The sequence below is a fragment of the Neorhizobium sp. P12A genome, assembly GCF_008365395.1.
Lineage (GTDB): Bacteria > Pseudomonadota > Alphaproteobacteria > Rhizobiales > Rhizobiaceae > Rhizobium.
In genome coordinates, this window is the sequence record NZ_QOVX01000004.1 from 149,324 (window position 1) to 169,519 (window position 20,196).

17 protein-coding genes are annotated in these 20,196 nt (G+C 59.1%); 9 read left to right on the top strand and 8 right to left on the bottom strand.

The window, feature by feature from the left end; all coding sequences use genetic code 11:
- Positions 1–99 precede the first annotated feature (99 nt).
- Positions 100–2,091 carry an adenylate/guanylate cyclase domain-containing protein gene (locus DTW90_RS15035; protein ID WP_246664954.1) on the top strand — a complete coding sequence of 664 codons (1,992 nt, stop codon included), beginning with the start codon at positions 100–102 and terminating at the stop codon, positions 2,089–2,091.
- A gap of 28 nt (positions 2,092–2,119) precedes the next feature.
- Here DTW90_RS15035 and DTW90_RS15040 read toward each other — a convergent pair whose 3' ends face one another.
- A complete protein-coding gene (locus DTW90_RS15040; protein ID WP_132517179.1) occupies positions 2,120–3,163 on the bottom strand; it encodes an aldo/keto reductase in 1,044 nt (347 codons plus the stop codon).
- Positions 3,164–3,356: 193 nt separating this feature from the next.
- On the opposite strand from DTW90_RS15040, the gene fabD reads away from it, so the two are divergent.
- The 7 genes from fabD (at position 3,357) to gmk (ending at position 9,911) form a co-directional block, all read left to right on the top strand.
- Complete coding sequence (fabD, locus tag DTW90_RS15045) at positions 3,357–4,301, top strand: ACP S-malonyltransferase (RefSeq protein WP_132517177.1); 945 nt, start codon at positions 3,357–3,359, stop codon at positions 4,299–4,301.
- Between the two features lie 29 nt (positions 4,302–4,330).
- Positions 4,331–5,068 (top strand): 3-oxoacyl-[acyl-carrier-protein] reductase, encoded by a 738-nt coding sequence (gene fabG / locus DTW90_RS15050; protein WP_132517175.1) that lies wholly within the window; start codon positions 4,331–4,333, stop codon positions 5,066–5,068.
- A 288-nt stretch (positions 5,069–5,356) separates the two neighbouring features.
- The gene (locus tag DTW90_RS15055; protein ID WP_003547058.1) at positions 5,357–5,593 is read left to right on the top strand and encodes an acyl carrier protein; all 237 of its coding nucleotides are present in this window, start codon (positions 5,357–5,359) and stop codon (positions 5,591–5,593) included.
- Positions 5,594–5,704: 111 nt separating this feature from the next.
- On the top strand, positions 5,705–6,967 hold the full coding sequence (fabF, locus tag DTW90_RS15060) for a beta-ketoacyl-ACP synthase II (protein ID WP_132517173.1): 1,263 nt from the start codon (positions 5,705–5,707) through the stop codon (positions 6,965–6,967).
- 116 nt (positions 6,968–7,083) lie between these two features.
- The gene (gene mltG / locus DTW90_RS15065; RefSeq protein ID WP_245512564.1) at positions 7,084–8,325 is read left to right on the top strand and encodes an endolytic transglycosylase MltG; all 1,242 of its coding nucleotides are present in this window, start codon (positions 7,084–7,086) and stop codon (positions 8,323–8,325) included.
- A 33-nt stretch (positions 8,326–8,358) separates the two neighbouring features.
- Entirely contained in the window at positions 8,359–9,246 is an 888-nt protein-coding gene (locus DTW90_RS15070) for a YicC/YloC family endoribonuclease (protein WP_132517169.1), read from the top strand.
- A 2-nt stretch (positions 9,247–9,248) separates the two neighbouring features.
- The gene (gene gmk / locus DTW90_RS15075) at positions 9,249–9,911 is read left to right on the top strand and encodes a guanylate kinase (RefSeq protein ID WP_149339326.1); all 663 of its coding nucleotides are present in this window, start codon (positions 9,249–9,251) and stop codon (positions 9,909–9,911) included.
- A gap of 12 nt (positions 9,912–9,923) precedes the next feature.
- Here gmk and rsmA read toward each other — a convergent pair whose 3' ends face one another.
- From rsmA to DTW90_RS15110, 7 genes are all read right to left on the bottom strand, one after another.
- Positions 9,924–10,751 carry a 16S rRNA (adenine(1518)-N(6)/adenine(1519)-N(6))-dimethyltransferase RsmA gene (gene rsmA / locus DTW90_RS15080; protein ID WP_149339328.1) on the bottom strand — a complete coding sequence of 276 codons (828 nt, stop codon included), beginning with the start codon at positions 10,749–10,751 and terminating at the stop codon, positions 9,924–9,926.
- On the bottom strand, positions 10,751–11,776 hold the full coding sequence (gene pdxA, locus DTW90_RS15085) for a 4-hydroxythreonine-4-phosphate dehydrogenase PdxA (protein WP_132517164.1): 1,026 nt from the start codon (positions 11,774–11,776) through the stop codon (positions 10,751–10,753). The genes rsmA and pdxA overlap by 1 nt, the downstream gene beginning before the upstream one ends.
- A gap of 8 nt (positions 11,777–11,784) precedes the next feature.
- Positions 11,785–12,732, bottom strand: a complete 948-nt coding sequence (locus DTW90_RS15090) for a peptidylprolyl isomerase (protein WP_149339330.1) — start codon at positions 12,730–12,732, stop codon at positions 11,785–11,787.
- Positions 12,733–12,938: 206 nt separating this feature from the next.
- Positions 12,939–15,311, bottom strand: coding sequence for an LPS-assembly protein LptD (locus DTW90_RS15095; RefSeq protein ID WP_149339332.1), 2,373 nt, complete (start codon positions 15,309–15,311; stop codon positions 12,939–12,941).
- Entirely contained in the window at positions 15,311–16,426 is a 1,116-nt protein-coding gene (gene lptG / locus DTW90_RS15100) for an LPS export ABC transporter permease LptG (RefSeq protein WP_246664955.1), read from the bottom strand. Before lptG ends, DTW90_RS15095 begins: the two co-directional genes overlap by 1 nt.
- A complete protein-coding gene (locus tag DTW90_RS15105) occupies positions 16,423–17,592 on the bottom strand; it encodes an LptF/LptG family permease (RefSeq protein WP_149339334.1) in 1,170 nt (389 codons plus the stop codon). Before DTW90_RS15105 ends, lptG begins: the two co-directional genes overlap by 4 nt.
- 107 nt (positions 17,593–17,699) lie before the next feature.
- Positions 17,700–18,476 carry a phosphatase PAP2 family protein gene (locus DTW90_RS15110; RefSeq protein ID WP_149339335.1) on the bottom strand — a complete coding sequence of 259 codons (777 nt, stop codon included), beginning with the start codon at positions 18,474–18,476 and terminating at the stop codon, positions 17,700–17,702.
- A 207-nt stretch (positions 18,477–18,683) separates the two neighbouring features.
- Between DTW90_RS15110 and DTW90_RS15115 the strand changes: the two genes are divergently transcribed.
- Positions 18,684–20,189, top strand: coding sequence for a leucyl aminopeptidase (locus DTW90_RS15115; RefSeq protein WP_149339337.1), 1,506 nt, complete (start codon positions 18,684–18,686; stop codon positions 20,187–20,189).
- The last annotated feature ends 7 nt before the right edge of the window (positions 20,190–20,196 follow it).

Genomic DNA, 20,196 nt, shown 5'->3' on the forward strand with positions numbered 1-20,196 from the left:
TATTCAATTGTAGTTCTGGACCTGCTAATACAACTTGATCGTAGGCCCCGGCCTGATGCGGGTTCTGGTTGCAGTTGCAGTGGTACTGGATGGTCGAGCATGAAACGCCATGCGATGCAGGCCCGGAGCGAGAAGAAGGACACACTCTCTGAGTGGGCCTTGCCGTTACGGCTGCATCTGAGCGTCATCATCATGGGGCTGCTCGCCTGCACCTCGCTTCCACTCGTATGGATGGGTTACGAACAAGGAAAGTTTACGGCCTTGTCGACCGGCGAGGCCGAGATGCGCCAGCTTGGGCTTCGCGCGATCGAGGATTACACTCAGGTGTTCAACAGCGGAAACGCTGCGATCGGAACCGGCTCGGTCGTTCCGGAAATGCTGACTGCGCCACCAGAGGATCTGAAGGCAAAACAGGACTTTCTGCTGAAAATCTTGCAGTCATCCTTCCGCATCGACGGCGTATATGCGGCTTATCCAGATGGGAGCTTCGTGCAGGCTGTCAATGTCGCAGCAAATCCGGAATGGCGAAATGATCTGGACACGCCCAAGGAGACAGCATTTGCAATCCGAGTGATCACGAAGATTGATGGGGGGTCCAATACGACCTGGACGTTCTACGACAGGGATACGCGTCCGATCAGCAGCCACGCCGACCGTGATGATATCTTCGATCCACGTTATCGGCCGTGGTATCTCGCAGCCCTTGGCGAGGGCAAGACGGTATCGGTCGGCCCCTACGTCTCGGCATCGACCAGGTTGTTGACGATGACGCTGGCGACGCCCGCAGGGGAGGGCGACCGCGTGGTGATCGCGGCCGATGTGTTGTTGCTAACTCTGGGCGAGATTGTCGACGTGAGCGCGCTTTCGAAGCGGGCCCTCGGCTACGTCTTTGACCCGAGAGGCCGCCTGATCGCTCATTCCGACAAGGATGTCATGAATGAAATCAGGAGCGAGCTGCGTCGCGGTCAGGAACCGTCGGTTACAACCTTGGCGCAGGCGGATCCCGCAATTCCGCCAATTGCCAAACTAGTCGCATCAGCGAACGGCGTGGGAACGGGCGAGGTCGTGCATTTTCCGGTACACGGGCGCGAATATCTGGCGCAGATCTTTCGCCAGGAGGTCGCCGGGCTGGCTGGCAAATATTCGGTCGTCATAGCTGCGCCGCTCGACGAGCTGGTCGCCCCGGTCGAGCGGCGGCTCAGGCGCAACCTTGCGATAGCGGTGGCCTTTCTGGCCGGAGGTGTGTTGGCAGCAATCGTCATCTCCCGATTGATCAGCAGATCGTTGTATGCACTTGCCGAGGAAGCCAGGCACATGGGCAAGCTCGAATTTGGCGAAAGCCGTGTCACGCATTCCTTCATTTCTGAGGTCAATGCACTCGCAAAGGCGCAGAGCTCCGCACGCAATGCCATCAGGACCTTTTCTCTCTATGTGCCGCGGGAGCTTGTGCGCAGGATCGTCGCTGCAGGCCAGGCCGTCGTGGGTGCAGCGGTCCGGCAGGAGATCACGGTGCTCTTCACCGATATACGCGATTTCACCACCATTGCGGAACAGCGCTCGCCAGAGGAAGTCGTCGCCCTTCTATCGAGCTATTTCGAAGCCCTCAACGATATCATCGAGCGCCACGGCGGCACGATTGTTCAGTATATGGGAGATGGGCTTTTTGCCATGTGGAACGCTCCGCTTCCCGATGATCGGCATGTCGAAAATGCCTGCCGCTGCGCTCTTGCGATGAAAGCGGCGATCGACGTCATGAACGCCGCCAATGAGGCGGCCGGCCGCTCCATACTCTTCACCCGCTTCGGCCTGCATACCGGACCGGCCGTTGTGGGCAGTTTTGGCGCCGAGACACGTCGGCAATATACCGCCATTGGAGACACGGTGAACGTCGCTTCGCGTCTCGAGGGCCTCAATCGGCAGTATGGAACTTCGATCCTTGTAAGCGGCGAGGTCCGCTGTCTGGTCGGCGAAATGTTCGAGCTCGCTCCCATCGGGACAGTCAGCGTCAAGGGGCGCACAGGAGAGACGGAGCTGTTCGAGCTCAGGGCATGCGCCACCGAAGCCCCAACAGCGCGAATTCCCTCTCCCTGATTGCGGGAGAGGGATAAGGCGAACTCCGTTACATCGGCATCGGGTAGAGCCGGTGCACCTTTTCGATCTCGGCCAGGATTTCGTCGCTGAGCGTCACGTTGACCGATGCGATATCGGTCTCCAACTGGCCCATCGTGGTGGCGCCGATGATGACGGAAGCCATGAAGGGCTTGGTCAGGCAGTAAGCCAGCGCCATCTTCGACGGGTCGAGATTATACTTGGCGGCGATCTCGAGATAGGCCTTCACAGGCGGTTCCTGCAGCGGCTGCAGGCGTCCGCCGATATCGCGGTTGATCGAGCCGCGCGAACCTTCCGGGCGTGCGCCCCCGACATACTTGCCGGAGAGAATGCCGCCAGCGAGCGGCGAATAGGCGAGAAGGCCGACATCCTCATAGTGTGAAAGCTCCGCCAGATCGAGATCGAAGTGCCGGTAGAGAAGATTATACTCGTTCTGTGTCGTGGCGACGCGCGGCAGGCCCTTCTGCTCAGCGATCGTCAGGTATTTCTGGATACCCCAGGTCGTCTCGTTGGAAAGCCCGATCGCGCGGATTTTGCCGGCCTTCACGTGCTCGCCCAAAGTTTCAAGGATTTCCGTGATATTCGCGATTGCGGCTTCGCGATCCTGGCCGAACGGGTTGTAGTGCCAGTTCTGGCGGAAGTGGAAATGGCCGCGGCTCGGCCAATGCACCTGGTAGAGGTCGATGTAGTCCGTCTTCAGACGCATCAGGCTGGCGTCGATCGCAAGGCGGATGTTCTTGGCGTCGGCGCCTTCGCCGCCGCGCAGGTACTCACGGCCCGTGCCGGCAACCTTGGTTGCAAGCACGATGTCGCTGCGCTTGCCGGTCTTTTCGAACCAGGTGCCGATATATTCTTCGGTGCGGCCCTGCGTCTCGGCCGAGACGGGCGTTGTCGGATAGAGTTCGGCTGTATCGAAGAAATTGACGCCTTTTTCGACGGCGTAGTGCATCTGGTCATGTGCTTCGGCTTCGCTATTCTGCGTGCCCCAGGTCATGGTGCCCAGGCAGATTTCGGAAACGGAGATGCCGGTGCGGCCTAAATTCCTATATTTCATGGGAAAACCTTGGTCATATCGGGAAAACTCGATCTGGGAGGATCAGGCGAAGTAAGACAGGAAAGACGCAAGCGCAATAGGAAAATCTACTGCCTTCGCAACGGCAAAAGCCTGGAAAAGCAGGCCTTGCGCTATTGACTCCGGGAGGAAGAATGTCAATTGGGAGCAAAACGACCCCAAGGAAGCCAATATAATGACCGTTGCTTTCACATTTCCCGGCCAGGGAAGCCAGGCCGTCGGCATGGGCAAGGACCTCGCCGACAACTACGCAGAAGCCCGCGCCGTCTTTGAAGAAGTGGACGACGCGCTCGGGGAAAAGCTCTCCGACGTCATTTTCAACGGCCCCGAAGACAAGCTGACGCTGACCGCCAACGCCCAGCCGGCGCTGATGGCCGTCTCGATGGCAGTCGTTCACGTGCTGCATGCGCGCGGCCTCGATCTGAAGGCAAACGTTGCTTATGTGGCCGGCCATTCGCTCGGCGAATATTCCGCCCTTTGCGCAGCCGGCACTTTCTCTGTTGCGGACACGGCACGTCTGCTGCGCATCCGTGGCAATGCCATGCAGGCGGCGGTTCCGGTCGGCGTCGGCGCGATGGCCGCAATCATCGGGCTGGAACATGCTGATGTGATGGCCGTCTGCGAAGAAGCTTCTGCTGTCGGCGCCTGCCAGATCGCCAATGACAATGGCGGCGGCCAGATCGTCGTGTCGGGCGAAAAGGCGGCTGTTGAAAAAGCGGCCGAGCTTGCAACGGTCAAGGGTGCCAAGCGCGCCATCCTGCTGCCGGTCTCCGCGCCCTTCCATTCGACCCTGATGAAGCCGGCAGCCGAGGCCATGCGCGAGGCGCTGGCCGGCGTTGCCAAGTCGAACCCGGTCGTGCCCGTCATCGCCAACGTTCGCGCAGCACCTGTCACCGATGCCGCGGAGATTGCCGGCCTGCTCGTCGAGCAGGTGACAGGACAGGTTCGCTGGCGCGAGACCGTTGAATGGTTCGCCGCCAACAATGTGACAACTTTGTATGAAATCGGCGCAGGTAAGGTGCTGACGGGTCTCGCCCGCCGCATCGACAAATCGGTCAACGGCGTTGCGGTCAACACGCCTGCCGATATCGACGCAGCGCTTGCCGGCTTGCTCGGCTGAGCCGAAACTCGAAAAAGAGGGACAACACGATGTTTGACTTGAGCGGCCGCAAGGCCCTGGTAACCGGCGCATCCGGCGGGATCGGCGAAGAGATCGCCCGGCTCTTGCATCGCCAAGGCGCGATCGTCGGCCTGCATGGCACGCGCGTCGAAAAGCTGGAGGCACTGGCAGGCGAGCTGGGCGATCGCGTCAAGATCTTTCCGGCCAACCTGTCGGACCGCGCCGAAGTCAAGGCGCTGGGCGCCAAGGCCGAGGAAGAGCTGGAAGGCGTCGACATCCTCGTCAACAATGCCGGCATCACCAAGGACGGTCTCTTCGTGCGCATGAGCGACGAGGATTGGGACGCCGTGCTGGAAGTCAACCTGACCTCGACCTTCCGCCTGACGCGCGAGCTGACGCATCCGATGATGCGCCGCCGTTACGGCCGTATCATCAACATCACGTCAGTCGTTGCGGTAACCGGCAATCCGGGCCAGGCAAACTACTGTGCCTCCAAGGCAGGTATGATCGGCTTCACCAAGTCACTGGCGCAGGAAATCGCAACGCGCAACGTGACCGTCAACTGCGTGGCGCCGGGCTTTATCGAAAGCGCGATGACAGGCAAGCTGAACGACAAGCAGAAGGAAGCGATCATGGGCGCCATCCCGATGAAGCGGATGGGAACCGGCGGCGAAATCGCCTCGGCTGTCGCCTATCTCGCCTCGTCTGAAGCAGCCTACGTGACGGGCCAGACTCTGCACGTCAACGGCGGCATGGCTATGATCTAAAAAGGAATTGGCTGTTGGGAGGTTTTTTCGTTCCAATAGCATGTTGAGCAACGCAACACGTTTGATTTTCTGGCTTTGCGACAGACTTAAACCGTGTTAAGCGGGCCATGACTGTGAACAGTCGCCCGAATGATGCAGACGGATCGGCCGGTTTTTCAATGGCTGGTCCGGATATGAAAGCCGGGTTGAACGAGTTTGCCAGCGGCGGTGCTTAGGCGCCGCAGGTTGAAACAGGGTAGGGATGTCATACGGCATTCTGATTAGGATATAAGGTCGAGGAAAACCGACATGAGCGATATCGCAGAACGCGTGAAGAAAATTGTTATTGATCATCTTGGCGTCGATGCCGACAAGGTTGTTGAAAGCGCCAGCTTCATTGATGACCTCGGTGCGGACTCGCTCGACACCGTTGAACTCGTCATGGCTTTCGAAGAAGAATTTGGCGTAGAAATTCCGGACGACGCTGCCGACTCCATCCTGACGGTTGGCGACGCTGTAAAGTTCATTGAAAAGGCCCAGGCTTAATCGCTTGTGGTTGAAAAGGGCGGGCTCCGGGAGTCCGCCCTTTTTCGTCCGGGGGTGCCGGATGTATTTTGCGACGCATGACATGAAGAAAAAGACGGGGGCCCGCAGTCGATGAGACGTGTCGTTATCACTGGTACCGGCATGGTATCGCCATTGGGTTGCGGCACTGAAGTGTCCTGGTCACGGCTGATCGCTGGCCACAACGGCGCGCGTCTTGTCACCGAATTCGAGGTCGAGGATCTCCCCGCCAAAATCGCCTGCCGCATTCCCGTTGGCGATGGTACCGACGGCACATTCAATGTCGATGACTGGATGGAGCCGAAGGAGCAACGCAAGGTCGATCCCTTCATCATCTATGGCATGGCCGCTGCCGACATGGCGCTGGCCGATGCGAACTGGCACCCTGCCACCGACGAAGATCAGATTGCGACGGGCGTCATGATCGGCTCCGGCATCGGCGGTCTCGAAGGCATTGTCGAGGCGGGCTATACGCTTCGCGACAAGGGTCCTCGCCGCATTTCTCCCTTCTTCATTCCCGGTCGCCTGATCAATCTCGTATCCGGCCAGGTTTCGATCCGTCACAAGCTGCGTGGCCCGAACCACGCCGTCGTCACCGCTTGCTCGACTGGCGCCCATGCGATCGGCGACGCAGCACGGCTGATCATGCTCGGCGATGCCGATGTCATGGTGGCCGGCGGCGCTGAAGCGCCTGTCTGCCGTATTTCGCTGGCCGGTTTTGCCGCCTGCAAGGCGCTTTCTACCCAGCATAACGATGATCCGCAGAAGGCATCGCGACCCTATGATCGCGACCGCGACGGCTTTGTCATGGGCGAAGGTGCGGGCATCGTGGTGCTCGAAGAACTGGAACATGCCAAGGCGCGTGGCGCCAAGATCTATGCCGAAGTCGTTGGCTACGGCCTGTCCGGCGACGCCTATCACATCACCGCTCCGTCGGAAGACGGCGAGGGCGCCTTCCGCTGCATGACCTCGGCTCTGAAGCGTGCCGGCATCACGCCGGGCGACATCGACTATATCAATGCCCATGGCACCTCGACCATGGCCGATACGATCGAGCTCGGCGCGGTTGAGCGCCTCGTCGGCAATGCCGCCTCGCGCATCTCCATGTCTTCCACCAAGTCGGCCACCGGCCATCTGCTGGGGGCCGCCGGTGCAATCGAGGCGATCTTTGCGACGCTGGCAATCCGCGATAATATTGCGCCGCCGACACTCAACCTCGACAATCCCGAACGGGAATCGGCGATCGATCTTGTCCCGCACAAGGCTCGTGAGCGAGAAATAAACGTAGCGCTGTCCAACTCGTTCGGATTCGGCGGCACCAATGCGTCACTTGTGCTGCGTCGCTATGAGGCATAACGACAGGTCCTGATCGGCTCGAGATGGAGGCTAACGGGGCCTCCATGTCTCCTGAACCTGTTTTTGCCGCATTGCTTGGCCAAAGAGCAGGCAATGACAAAAAGAAGGGATTGCTGGTGAGCGATACGAACCAGGGCGGCGGCGCCCCGAACGGCCACGAAGGCCAGACGGGGCAGAAAGGGCCGATCATTCCAAAATCGGCCAGCGAAGCTTTGCGCCCTGAACGTGTCCCCGAGCCTCCGAAGCGCTCCCGGAAGGCACGCAGCCAGACCGTCATTTTCCTGAACTTCCTCATGACGCTGGTCGTCTTCGCCTTCGCATTGGCGATTGCCGGCACCTACTATGCCCTTTCGGTCTATCAGGCGGCCGGCCCGTTGACGACGAATACCAATTTCATCGTCCGCAATGGTGCGGGTATCAGCGAGATCTCCTCCCGTCTGGAAGCGAGCAACATCATCTCCGATGCGCGTGTCTTCCGCTACCTGACCGCCACACATCTGCACGACGGCGAGACGCTGAAATCAGGCGAATATGAGATCAAGGCTGGCGCTTCCATGCGCGATATCATGGAACTGCTGAAATCAGGCAAGTCGATCCTCTACTCGGTCTCGCTGCCGGAAGGACTGACGGTTCGCCAGATGTTTAACAAGCTGCAGGCCGATCCGGTCCTCGAAGGCGATCTGCCCTCGGCGCTGCCTCCGGAAGGCAGCCTCAGGCCGGACACTTACAAGTTCTCGCGCGGAACGAAGCGGTCGGAAATCGTCGACCAGATGCAGGCGGCCCAGCAGAAGCTCGTAGACGAGATCTGGGAGAAGCGTGATCAGAATCTTCCGATCGCCAACAAGCAGGATTTCGTGACCCTTGCGTCGATCGTGGAGAAGGAGACCGGACTTGCCGACGAGCGCGCTCATGTCGCGTCCGTTTTCCTCAATCGTCTTGGCAAGAACATGCGTCTGCAATCCGATCCGACGATCATCTACGGCCTGTTCGGTGGTGACGGCAAGCCGACCGATCGCCCGATCTACCAGTCGGATCTCAAGAAAGAGACGCCTTACAATACCTACATCATAAAGGGTCTGCCGCCGACGCCGATCGCCAATCCAGGCAAGGATGCGCTCGAGGCCGTCGCCAACCCCTGGAAGTCGCAGGATCTCTATTTCGTGGCTGACGGCTCGGGCGGCCATGTCTTCGCCGCGACGCTCGAAGAGCACAATGCGAACGTGAAGCGGTGGCGTAAGATACTGGCGGAGAAGGGCCAGGACCCGAGCGCGATCGCGGTCGACGGCCAGCCCGATGACGCCAGCAGCGCTGCGGGTGCGAGCGGCGGCGGGGCACAGCCCAGGAAGAAGACGAATTGAGACTTGACCTCATAGCATTTAACGGAGGCTCGGATGGCACTGCAGTCCATGACCGGTTTTGCGCGGCGCGAAGGCACAAGCGGGCGTTATCGCTGGGCATGGGAGTTGCGATCGGTCAACGGCAAGGGCCTTGACCTGCGGCTGCGGTTGCCGCCCGGCGTAGACCGGCTGGAAACCGATATTCGCCGACTGATCGCTGAACAATTCGCGCGTGGCAATCTCCAGGCTTCCCTCTCCCTGTCCGCCGATGAGAGCCGTTTCGAGGCTGTTCTGAACCAGCAGGCCCTCTCTGCCGTCATGGCGGTACGCGAGCAACTCGCGGGCGTTATCGACCCGGCTCCGTTGAAGCTGGACACGCTTCTGTCGATCCGCGGCATTGTCGAATTCCGCGAGACGGAAGAGGGCGAAGAGGCGGCTGCAGCACGAGACGCGGATATCATGGCTGGCCTCGAAGGCGCCCTCTACGATTTGCGGACCATGCGCCAGCATGAGGGCCGGGCGCTCGGTCAGGTGCTGCTTGGTCATGTCGAGACCATCGAGACGTTGACTGCGACCGTGGAGCGCGATCCTTCGCGCTCTCCATCCGAGATCGCTTCGAGACTGGTCGCCCAGGTGGCCGTGCTTCTGGATGGCGCATCCGGCCTCGACCGCGAACGCCTGCATGCCGAGGTGGCCCTGTTGGCCACCAAGGCTGATCTGCGCGAGGAAATCGACCGCCTGAAAGGCCACATTGCGGCCGCCCGCGAGTTGCTTGCAAAGGGTGGCCCCGTCGGCCGCAAGCTTGATTTCCTTGCACAGGAATTTAACCGGGAATCGAATACAATCTGCTCGAAATCGAACTCTGCCGCCGTCACAACTGCAGGCATCGATCTCAAGGTCGTTATCGACCAGTTTCGTGAGCAGGTTCAGAATTTGGAGTAGGTATGAAGCCGGTATCAACCTCGCGTACTCAGATCGCCCGTCGAGGGTTGATGCTTGTCATTTCATCGCCATCGGGTGCCGGCAAGTCGACGATCGCCCGTACTCTGCTGGAAACGGACAAGCAGATCAGCCTGTCCGTCAGCGTCACCACGCGCCAGCGCCGTCCGAGCGAAATCGAGGACATTCATTATCATTTCAAGAGCGTGCGCGAATTCGAACGGATGCGCGATTCCGACGCTTTGCTCGAATGGGCAGAAGTCCATGGAAATTTCTATGGAACGCCGCGCGAGCCTGTCGAAACGGCGATGGCCGATGGCCGCGACATGCTGTTCGATATCGATTGGCAGGGCGCCCAGCAGCTTCAGGAAAAGATGTCGGCCGACGTCGTCTCGGTCTTCATCCTGCCGCCGACTATGACCGAACTGCAATCTCGATTGCATCGCCGCGCGGAGGACTCCGAAGCTGTCATCCAGACGCGCCTTGCCAATTCGCGATCGGAAATCGAGCATTGGCGAGAATACGACTACGTCATCGTCAACGACGATCTGAATGCTGCCTTCGAAGCGGTGCAGTCCATTGTCCGCGCCGAGCGCCTGCGTCGTGACCGCCGCCATGGCATGTTCGATTTCGTTCGCGGGCTGCTGGAAGAAGAGCCGAAGCTCTAAAATCGCCCAGCTTTAAAGGAAGTTCGCCAGACGGCAGAATTCCTCGATCGACAGCGTCTCAGCGCGTCGCGTCGGATCGATATCGGCTTTGACAAGCAAAGCTTCGCCGCCAATCGATTTCAGGCTTTGGCGCAGCATCTTGCGCCGCTGGCCGAACGCAGCTTCCGTCACCTTTTCCAGCTTGGCGACCGGGCAGGGGATGGGATTTGCCTTCGGCGTGAGGTGCACGACGGTCGAGGTCACCTTTGGCGGCGGCGTGAAGGCCTGGGGCGAGATGTCGAAGGTCATGTGGGCCTCCGTTCGCCAGCCGCAGAGCACGCCGAGACGGCCATAATGATCGTCATCCTCGCGAGCGACGATGCGCTGGCCCACTTCCTTCTGGAACATCAGGGTCAGCGACTGCCAGAACGGTGGCCATTGCGGTGGCAGGAGCCAGTTGACCAGCAACTGCGTCCCGACATTATAGGGAAGATTGGCGATAATGCGCACCGGCTCGCCTGCAGCGAGCGTGGCAAAATCGGTCTTCAGCGCATCGCCTTCGATTACCTCGAGCCTGCTGGGATAATGGTCCGCGATCTCCGCCAGAGCCGGTAAGCAGCGCGAGTCCCGCTCAACGGCGATGACCTTCTTGGCGCCGAGCGCCAGGATTGCACGGGTCAGCCCGCCGGGGCCAGGCCCGACCTCGAAAACGGTGACGCCTTCGAGCGGTCCGGCCTGTCGGGCGACCTTCTGCGTCAGGTTCAGATCGAGAAGGAAATTCTGGCCGAGCGCCTTTCGAGCATCCAGACCGTAACGCTGGATGACGTCACGCAGCGGCGGAAGGCCGTCAAGTGCTGCCATCAGAGACGGCTTCCGGATGCGCGGCTGATCTCGGCCGCAAGCTTGAGCGCAGCGACGAGGCTGTGCTCTTTGGCAACGCCTTTGCCGGCGATACCGAATGCGGTGCCGTGATCTGGCGACGTGCGAACGAAGGGCAGACCCAGTGTTACATTAACGGAATCATCGAAGCCCAAAGCCTTGGCGGGAATAAGCGCCTGGTCGTGATACATGCAGATCGCCACATCGTATCTGCGGCGGGCGTCGTCGTGAAACATCGTGTCGGCCGGCAGCGGACCGAAAGCGTCGATGCCCTCCGCCCGCAATGTCTGGATCGCCGGCAGGATGATCGCATCGTCTTCTTTACCGAGCGCCCCGTTCTCTCCCGCATGAGGATTGAGCCCGGCGACCGCAAGTCTGGGGTGGGCAATGCCGAAGCGCGCCTTGAGGTCCGCATAGGTGATCCGGCACGTCTCGACGATAAGATCGGTCGTCAGAGCACCCGGAACGTCCTTCAGCGGGATATGGATGGTGACGGGGATCGCCCGAAGCTTCGGCCCGGCCAAAAGCATGACCGGCATGACGGGCTTTCCTGTTGCCCGCATCGCAAGATCGGCCAGAAATTCCGTATGTCCCGGGAAGCCGAAACCCGCTTCGTAAAGAACCGATTTCGCGATCGGATTGGTCACGACCCCTAGCGCCTCGCCCGCCATGCTGAGGGAAACAGCTGTCTCGATCGCAGCAATCGTTCCCTTGGCTGTTGCCATATGCGGTTCGCCGGCAACGACATCCACGCCTGATGCAATGGGGAGCACGGGCAGGGCGCTGGCAAAGGCGCTGCAAGCGGTCGCGGCGTCCGCATCACGCAAAGGCACGGTCAAGCCGAGCTGCCGCATCCTGCTCTCAAGGACTTTTGGGTCGCCGATGAAAAGAAAGGGCGGTAATCCAAGCTCCGTACGCCGTGTCCATGCCACAAGCGTGATGTCCGGACCTATGCCGGCGGGATCGCCCTGAGTGAGGGCGAGGGGGCGCGAAAAGAGCGACGACATGAACTCGATCAGCGATAGAGGATCTGGGCCTTGGAGCGCAGTTCGTCCATATACTTCTTGTCGTTGGCGCTGACCGCCTGATCGCCGCCCTTGCCAATATCTTCGGCGCGGAAGACTGCGGCAGCAGCAACGTCGTCATTGACCTGCCGCTGCGAGCAGATGGCGAGGTATTCGATGCCACGATCGGTGACCAGCGTCGGTGTCGTATTGCCCGACGCCTTTTCGATCAGCGGCTTCCAGCCGTCCGGCAGCTCAGGCGCCAGCACACGACCGAGGTCTCGAACGGAGACATCGTGCATGGTGGCAGCAAAGACCTTGGCCTGGTCGCAGCCGGGGAATTTCGCGCGCGACGCTTCTGCTTCGGCTTTTCGTTGCGCGGTGATCGCATTCCTCTTGGCCGCCGGGATGACGAAGATGACCTGCTTCAGGAAATATTCCGTTGTGGCAGGCTTTTCCTTGTTCTCGGTCATGCGCTTGACGAGGTCGTCATTCGACATCTTGGCCGATCCGTAGCGCGCATTGATAACACGGGACCAACTCATGGAAACGGCGATATAGGATTTGAAATGGTCGACGCCGACGCCCATCTTGTCCAAAATCTGGCCAAGCTGTTCGGTGGACATCTTGTTGCTCGTGGCGAAACGGCCGAAGGCTGCATCGACATCCTGTGTGCTGACAGACATGTGGACGCGCGTTATTTCCTGGCGCTTCAGCGTTTCATCGACAAGCTGCTGTACCGCAAGCTTGCCGAGATCGCCCTTCTGGTGTTGCAGCTTCAGGAAGTTGACGCGTTTCGCGACATCGCCGCTGGTAATCGCGGTGTTGTTGACGACAGCCTTCACTTCGCTGCCACCACCACCGGTCGCCGCGTAGGCCTGCGGCACCGCAACTGCCGCCATCGCCATTATGGCGGCTCCAATCACCATGGCGCGCATCGGTGTCCTTGCAGAAAACATCAATTACCCCTTCCCAAAGGTCGCGTATCGGGCATCGTCACATCTACGGATTAAGTCGAACGACACCGGCGATTTTGAGCCATACATCTACAGCAAGGACCGTGAATTGCACAATCCTTGCGGCGAAACAATGACATCCAGTGTGGATTATAATCGCGCGACGGAAGAGACGACCAGGCGGCAGCCGCTAGGTCGTCTCCTCTGGATCAGAACGTTGTGTTCTGAGTGTCACCCAAGTTGATATCACCCAGCGTACGGAAGGTGATGCGAGCGCCAATCGACCAGTCGCTGGCCGTCTCATTGGTTGAGTCCTTGCGCGAGAGAAAGGCGAGGGTGAAAATGGTGCACTCGTCCTCGTAGGAAAGTCCAACCCCCTCGCGGGTTATCTCGTCGTTGTTCAAGTCATACGAAACCGTACCGAAGATCGACCAGTAGTCCTTGAACTTGTACTTGGCGCTGCCCTGGATTTCGTCCTGGTTCTCCAGGAACCCATAGTTCGGCTGAGCTGCAATGTGGGTATAGACCAGCGAACTCTGGAAATCCGGATTGCTATAGCTGACGGCCGTATCACCGCGCTTATAGCTTAGATCTTGTTCATCCAGGCGGTAGGAGGTCGAAAGCGAAATGCCCTGCGGCGTCGTCACTCCCACCATTCCGACATAGTCGGAACTCCGCGTTTCCAGACCGGATTCCGCCCCGGTACCCGCCAGATCGGGCGACGCAAAGGAATTCATGCCCGCAACCTGATAAGATTGACCGGCAATACTCTGCAGCTTGTAGCCGCTGTCGAAGCTGCCGGTATAGCGAATACCGAGATTGGCGCGCGTGCCGCCTTCCACCCGATCGTAGCCGGAGAATTTGTCGCGGTCGAACAGATTGGTGGCGTCGAAGACGAAGCTCTGCGCATCCTCGTTGGGAAGCTCGCCCGCAAGCTGTTCGTTCGGACGGGCATAGATCTGCGCGATCGGTTCGAACACATGCGTGCTGTTGCTGGTCGAAACGAGGATCGGATACTTCGCCTCAAGCCCTGCAGTCAGCATCCCGCGCGTGGCAGTGCTGTTGTCATCGAAGCTACCCGTATAGGATAGACCCTGCGAACTCGGTGAATCCATACCAAGGCCAAACGCGTCGCCACGTGCTGCAAGCAACGGTGTCAGTTGCAAGCCTTCGTCAGTCGTAAACGTTCTCTGCCACTGCACTTCCGTCGTCAGGCGCGTGTCAGTTCCGGACAAACCTAGGAATCTGTTGTTGAAGTCTGCCGGACTGAGCGTGCTCGCCGTATCGCGGGACAGGTTCGTGAAGTTCACGGTGGCGGAAAGTTCGCCGCCTTCCACGGATTCCGGCGCGACATAATGATAGTCGATGACAGGATAGACGATCGACTGCTGCTTCTCGGCGGTCACGGCCGAAAGATCCGGGTCCGTCGCTGCATTCTGCACGTCGAAATAGTAGGCCCGCGCGTCGAAATAGTTACGCTTGCCAATGCCCGTCAAATAGGCCTGGTTGGTATGTGTGCTCTGGTTGAAGCCGGTCAAGTTGTAGGTGCGAGCAAAATCGTTGTCGCTCTGCAACATCGCATCCCAGCCGAACGCCCAGCGCGGATTGATCTTGAAGTCGCCCTTGGACGCTACAAATCCGCGCGTTGTCTGCTTCGAGTCAGTCGTGCCCGAGTTGAACTGGTTGGGATTCGATTGATCTATCCCAGCGAAACGCAGCGTGTGGGTGCCGTTTTCGAAGCGGTTGCGAACCTCGCCCTGCAGAAGGAACCCCTGGCTCGTATAATACGTGCCGGTGACCGTCGCATCCATGCTTGGCGAGATCACGTAATAGTAGGGAACGGAGGCGCTGAAACCGAGATTTTCGTTGATGCCGAAGCTCGGGAACAGGAAGCCTGACTTCCGCTTGACGGTATTATCCGGAACCTGCATCCACGGGACATAGGCGATCGGCTGACCGAAAAGCTCCATCCGGGCGTGATGCAGGGTGACGGTATGCGTCTTGCCATCCTGCACGACACGCTGTGCCTTGACCTGCCACAGCGGGGCACGACCGACCGCAGAGCACGGCAGACAGGCGGTATAGACGCCCTTGGTCAGGATCATCTGGGTGCCGCCCACGCGCTCGCCCTTTTCAGCGGCAAGGCGGGTATTGTCGGGCATTTCCAGACGCAATGCGTCAACGAAACCATCCGAGAAATTGTCGGTGACATCCATGTGGTCACCGTACATGCGGTTGCCGTCAGGCGTGATCAGTTCGACATTGCCTGTCGCCGTCATCCTGCCGGTCTTCTGATTATATTCGACGCGCTGCGACACCATGCGGTAGCCGCCGTAATTGATCTGCACGGCGCCGCTCGCCGTTACGATCTGCGTATCCTTGTTATAGATGAGCTCGTTCGAGGACAGAACGAGCTTCGATCCTTCAGGAACCTTAACTTTCGTGCCTGGCGTTGTTGCCGCTGCGTCATTTGCCTGTGCATAGACGACAACCGGGCTCGCCACGACGAACACATAGGCAGCCGCACCCGAGAGCAGGGCAGCTACGATTTTGCCAATACGCTTGCGGTTACTGACCGCCACTAGCCGTCCTCCTGATGAAGCAGAATCGTTGCCCCGAGAGCCAACGCGACGATGACTGGTATCCAGGTCGCTACGAAGGGGGGAACCACGCCGCTGCTTCCGAATGCCTTTACAAGCACGGTGACCACATAAAGCACGAAGCCTGAAATGATGCCACCCAGAATCACCGAACGTGATTGGTTGAATCTACTGAATTTTAGGGACACGGTTGCTGCGATCAGCGTCATTGCCACCAGAAGGAATGGCTGCGACAGCAACGAGTGAAATTGTGTCTCCAACGCTTTGGTTGAGATGCCGAAATCTTTTGCAATCGCAATTCGATTAGAAAGATCATAAAAAGCAATGGTTTCCGGATCTACCAAGCGCTGGGAGACGAAGTCCTGTTTCAGATTCGTACGAACCTGTACCGTTGTCTTGTGAGCCGGGATTTCACCCGGCGCCCGCTCGACGACGTTGTTAAGAAGCCAGTAACCATCTTCTAATTTTGCCATGGCAGCATCCTGCCGCAGCACGATGTTCCCCTGTGAATCAAAGTGGATAAACACCGGGTTGATGAGCGTTAATCCATTGTTCTGGATGGCCTTGGCGCCGATGATCACGTCGTCCTTGCCGCTAATCTGGCGCAGCCATGGAACGGTGAGCGTATTGCGGTAGGAGGGGTCGCCGCGCAGGTCCCCCTCGATGGCTTCCGCCTGTCTTTGTCCCCAGGCAGCCACCGGATTGAGCGCCAGCATGGTCAACAGGCCGACAACGATTGCACCACCCACGAAGGGCGTCATGAACTGCCAGACCGAAACGCCGGCTGCGCGCGCCACGACCAGTTCCAGACGCCTGTTGAGCGCGATCAGCACCGTCATCCCCACGAACAGCGCGATGAACGGTACTGTCTGCTGTATGATCAGCGGAAGCCGCACCGCTGTCATTATCAGGCCGACCGTTACCGTGTAGCCCGGCAGACCGGCAAGGCGGCCGGCGGTTTCGCTGAAGTCGACCAGAAAGACGATCGAAATGACGCCGAGGAAGAACCAGAAGGTCGTCAGCATATAGCGGACGAAGAAGTAGCGACCGAGCGTCGTGAAGATAAAGAAGTAGCGGCCGAGCATATCGAAGATCATACTTCGCCTCCGCTCGATCTCTTCGGCATGCGCCCCTGTATCGCAACCCAGACGGCGGAAAGGCGGCTGCCGATCGTGGCCGGCATCATTTGCCGCTTCGAACGACTGAGCAACAGAATCGCGATGAGGGCTGCCCCGATATTCAGTGCGTAAAGCACGAATATATAGAAAGGCGAATTCTCGATCTGGTTCGCGGCATAGAAATCCGCCCAACGCAGCGCGAATGCGATCGTTAGCGCCGAGACCAGCGGATGCAGGCGTGCTTCGCGGTGCGAACGCGCGTCCCCGGCAATGACAAGCGAAATGAGTGCGAAGACCGCGGGCAGAGCCCAATCCGTGAGGCGTCGGTGAAGTTCGGCCCGATAGCCGCCCGGCTTTGCCCGATAATCCGGATCGTTTGGATCAGGGTGAAGCAGGAATCCGAGATCACGGTCGCTCGAGCGCAGCGTCGCCTGACCCTTGTTTGCCGTCATATCCGAAAGATCGAACGAATAGGAAGCGAACTTGACGATGGAAACGTTGCCGTCGGGCGTCTTGCGGTGGACTTCTCCATCCTTCATCAGCAGCGACGTGCCGGAGGGATCGACCGCACCTTCCTTGGCATAATAGATGAGATCGGAGGCCGGATCGCGGGAATCCGCGACGAAAAGGCCCTTGAGGATACGTCCCGACAGGCGCTGCGATATCTGGACGTAAAGTCCGTCTTCGATACGCCGGAAATTCTTTTCCTCGATAACGGTAGACAGCAGATCCGCATAGGCGGCAGCCACCATCTGGCGCGCCGCAACCTTCGCCCGAGGCTCGACCATGTTGTCCACGAAGAAGGAAAAGACGCTCACTGCAAGGGCAAGCAGCATGATCGGTCGGATGATCACGCTGCGATTCGCGCCCGCGGCTTCCATGACCGTCAGCTCCGAATCATTGTTCATCGCTGTCAGCGTCTGAGCGATACCGATCACCATGGCAAAGGGCAGCACGACCGGAATGATGGTCGGCAGGATGAGGGTGGCGAGCTTCGCGAAGGAGCCGATCGACTGACCGCTATCGGTCACGAGATTGATGCGCTGCAACACCTGGGTGGTCCAGATGATCGCGAGAACCGGCAGCAGGGCTACCAGGAACATTTGGCCGACACGCCGAATGATATATATCTCGAGTAGTTTCATGCCGGCCCTTGGATACAATGCCCCACCGCAGCACGATGGCCCGGCAGAGATTCATTGCTCTACGATGTTTGATATTTTTTTGCGACAACCCGATTGAAAAAATTTCGTTAAAATTCAGAAATTTTTCTGCTGTGTGTCGTTTGGGATAGCGCGAAAAGAGCCAGAAATATGACGGGCGATGAAAGCCAGCCGAGCACGGCGTCTGAAAGATAATGTCCGCCGAAGGCGACCCGAAGGGCAGGGATGAGGATCGATACGACGCCGATCGGCAATGCAAGAGCCGAGCGGGCCGGCTGCGGAATCAGGAAAATCAGGCAGAACATCCAGCCCGCTGAGGCCGCCTCTCCGGATATGAAGGAGCAGTTGCTCACGCATTTGCCGGCAAAGGAACCGGCATGCACGAAATCGAGCATTCCACCGAAAAGGTCCGTCTGCCGCGGGCGGGGGCGACCGGAAAACGCCTTGAGCCAGAGATTGACGATGATCACAGGACCTACGATCAGCGAGCCGAGCGCGATCTTGAGGTTGCGGGCACGCACGACATTGAAGGTCGCACCATGATGCTGCAGACAGTCGAACAGCATCCAGCAAAGGGCAATGGCGACGATGTAGGGCAGCTGGAAGAAGACTTCGCGCAGAATACGCAGATGCGGATCTTCACCATAGGGGAAATCGCCGCAAATCTTTTTGACCGCAGCCGAACACTGCTCGGGTTTGAAGAAAAGCCCTGCGACGCTCAGATCGATCTGAGGGAAGGTGGCGAAAATAGCCAGCAGCAGCCACCAGAGACAGAATAGGAGGATGAAAGCATCTCCAGCCGTCTGCGGGCGCAAAAGGGTCGGTAAAAGCCCCCCTCGTTCTGCGCTTTCAAAATTGATGATCAAGGTAATTCCGTCGAAAAGCGATACTCGCTGCATCGCAGCAGACAAGCTTCTGGGTTCCTTTAGCAGCTCCAAATGACAGGGATTTGAAGGTCTTCGGTGGATTTCCCGGTCGAAAGATTCGCCAGCAGCTTGTATTCGATGCGGAAACCCTGAATGATCGAGGCTAATAAGGTCCAATTACTTTCAGTGCCTTCCCCCGGAGCAGATATGTCAGCAAAATTCGAGATTACCTTCGCAAAGTCAGTACGGCTGAGCGGCGGTCTTGCCATTCTCTTGAAAGATATCGACAACGAGTTGCCGGCGGGTGCCGCGATCGCGGATCCGGCAAATGTTTTCGCGAAGGCGGCGCGGATTGCCCGCTATTCTGCCAAGGGGCTGAACGCGCTCGACATCGTCGCGCCGGAAGGTTCGCCCGCGGATCGCATATTTGTCATCGGCGGCGGGAAGGTGGCCGATCTCAACGCCCATGATTGGCTGAAGCTCGGTGGCGCCGCCGCAGCGCGTATAAAGAATGTCGAGAAGGTCGCAATCTTCCTGGATACGCCGGGCGCTGAGGCAAGCGGAAAGGCAGCAGCCGATTTCGCTCTGGGCATGCTGTTGCGTGCCTACAGCTTCGATACCTACAAGACCAAGAAGAATGACGACGAAGACAAGGCGAGTTCAAAATCGGTCAAGGTGACGATCGTCGTTGCGAATGCCTCTGCGGCAAAGAAAGTCTTCTCCGACTCCGAGGCGATCGCATCGGGCGTCAACCTTGCCCGCGAACTCGTCAACGAGCCACCGAATGTCCTCGGTCCAGTCGAATTCGCGGCCAAGGCAAAGGAGCTCGAAAAGCTCGGCGTCGAAGTGGAAATCCTGACGGAGCGCGAAATGCGCCGCCTCGGTATGGGCGCGCTTCTCGGCGTGGCGCAAGGCTCCGTTCGCCCGCCGCGCCTGGCGATCATGCAGTGGAAGGGCGCCAAGGCAAAGGACAAGCCGGTCGCCTTCATCGGCAAGGGCGTTGTCTTCGATACGGGCGGTATTTCGATCAAGCCGGCAGCCGGCATGGAAGACATGAAGGGCGACATGGGCGGCGCGGCCGCGGTGACCGGCCTGATGCACACGCTTGCTGCCCGCCAGGCCAAGGTCAACGCTATCGGTGTCATCGGCCTTGTCGAAAACATGCCTGATGGCAATGCGCAGCGTCCCGGCGACATCGTCACGTCGATGTCGGGCCAAACCATTGAAATCATCAACACGGATGCTGAAGGTCGCCTCGTACTCAGCGATGCGCTCTGGTACACCAACGACCGCTTCAAGCCGCAATTCATGATCAACCTCGCCACGCTGACGGGCGCGATCATGGTCGCGCTTGGCAACCTGCATGCCGGCCTGTTCTCCAACGACGACCAGTTGGCGAACCAGTTGACGGCGGCAGGACTGACCACGAATGAACGCCTCTGGCGCATGCCGCTCGGCCGGGACTACGACAAGCTGATCGACAGCAAGTTCGCCGACATGAAGAATACCGGCGGCCGCAATGGCGGCTCGATCACGGCTGCGCAGTTCCTCAAGCGCTTCGTCCAGGAAACGCCCTGGGCCCATCTCGATATCGCAGGCACGGCGATGGGTTCCATTCAGGACGAGATCAACCAGTCCTGGGGCTCCGGTTTCGGCGTCCGCTTGCTCGATGAGCTGGTTCGGGCAAATTACGAATCAGGAAGCGAGAACTAGGCTGCGG

Excerpts from the sequence above, each read along its gene's own strand:
- fabF (WP_132517173.1), top strand. The coding sequence starts at position 5,705 with ATGAGACGTGTCGTTATCACTGGTACCGGCATGGTATCGCCATTGGGT.
- DTW90_RS15105 (WP_149339334.1), bottom strand. The coding sequence starts at position 17,592 with ATGAAACTACTCGAGATATATATCATTCGGCGTGTCGGCCAAATGTTC.
- DTW90_RS15115 (WP_149339337.1), top strand. The coding sequence starts at position 18,684 with ATGTCAGCAAAATTCGAGATTACCTTCGCAAAGTCAGTACGGCTGAGC.
- rsmA (WP_149339328.1), bottom strand. The coding sequence starts at position 10,751 with ATGGCAGCACTTGACGGCCTTCCGCCGCTGCGTGACGTCATCCAGCGT.
- DTW90_RS15055 (WP_003547058.1), top strand. The coding sequence starts at position 5,357 with ATGAGCGATATCGCAGAACGCGTGAAGAAAATTGTTATTGATCATCTT.
- gmk (WP_149339326.1), top strand. The coding sequence starts at position 9,249 with ATGAAGCCGGTATCAACCTCGCGTACTCAGATCGCCCGTCGAGGGTTG.
- fabG (WP_132517175.1), top strand. The coding sequence starts at position 4,331 with ATGTTTGACTTGAGCGGCCGCAAGGCCCTGGTAACCGGCGCATCCGGC.
- fabD (WP_132517177.1), top strand. The coding sequence starts at position 3,357 with ATGACCGTTGCTTTCACATTTCCCGGCCAGGGAAGCCAGGCCGTCGGC.
- DTW90_RS15070 (WP_132517169.1), top strand. The coding sequence starts at position 8,359 with ATGGCACTGCAGTCCATGACCGGTTTTGCGCGGCGCGAAGGCACAAGC.
- DTW90_RS15040 (WP_132517179.1), bottom strand. The coding sequence starts at position 3,163 with ATGAAATATAGGAATTTAGGCCGCACCGGCATCTCCGTTTCCGAAATC.
- lptG (WP_246664955.1), bottom strand. The coding sequence starts at position 16,426 with ATGATCTTCGATATGCTCGGCCGCTACTTCTTTATCTTCACGACGCTC.
- DTW90_RS15035 (WP_246664954.1), top strand. The coding sequence starts at position 100 with ATGAAACGCCATGCGATGCAGGCCCGGAGCGAGAAGAAGGACACACTC.
- DTW90_RS15090 (WP_149339330.1), bottom strand. The coding sequence starts at position 12,732 with ATGTTTTCTGCAAGGACACCGATGCGCGCCATGGTGATTGGAGCCGCC.
- pdxA (WP_132517164.1), bottom strand. The coding sequence starts at position 11,776 with ATGTCGTCGCTCTTTTCGCGCCCCCTCGCCCTCACTCAGGGCGATCCC.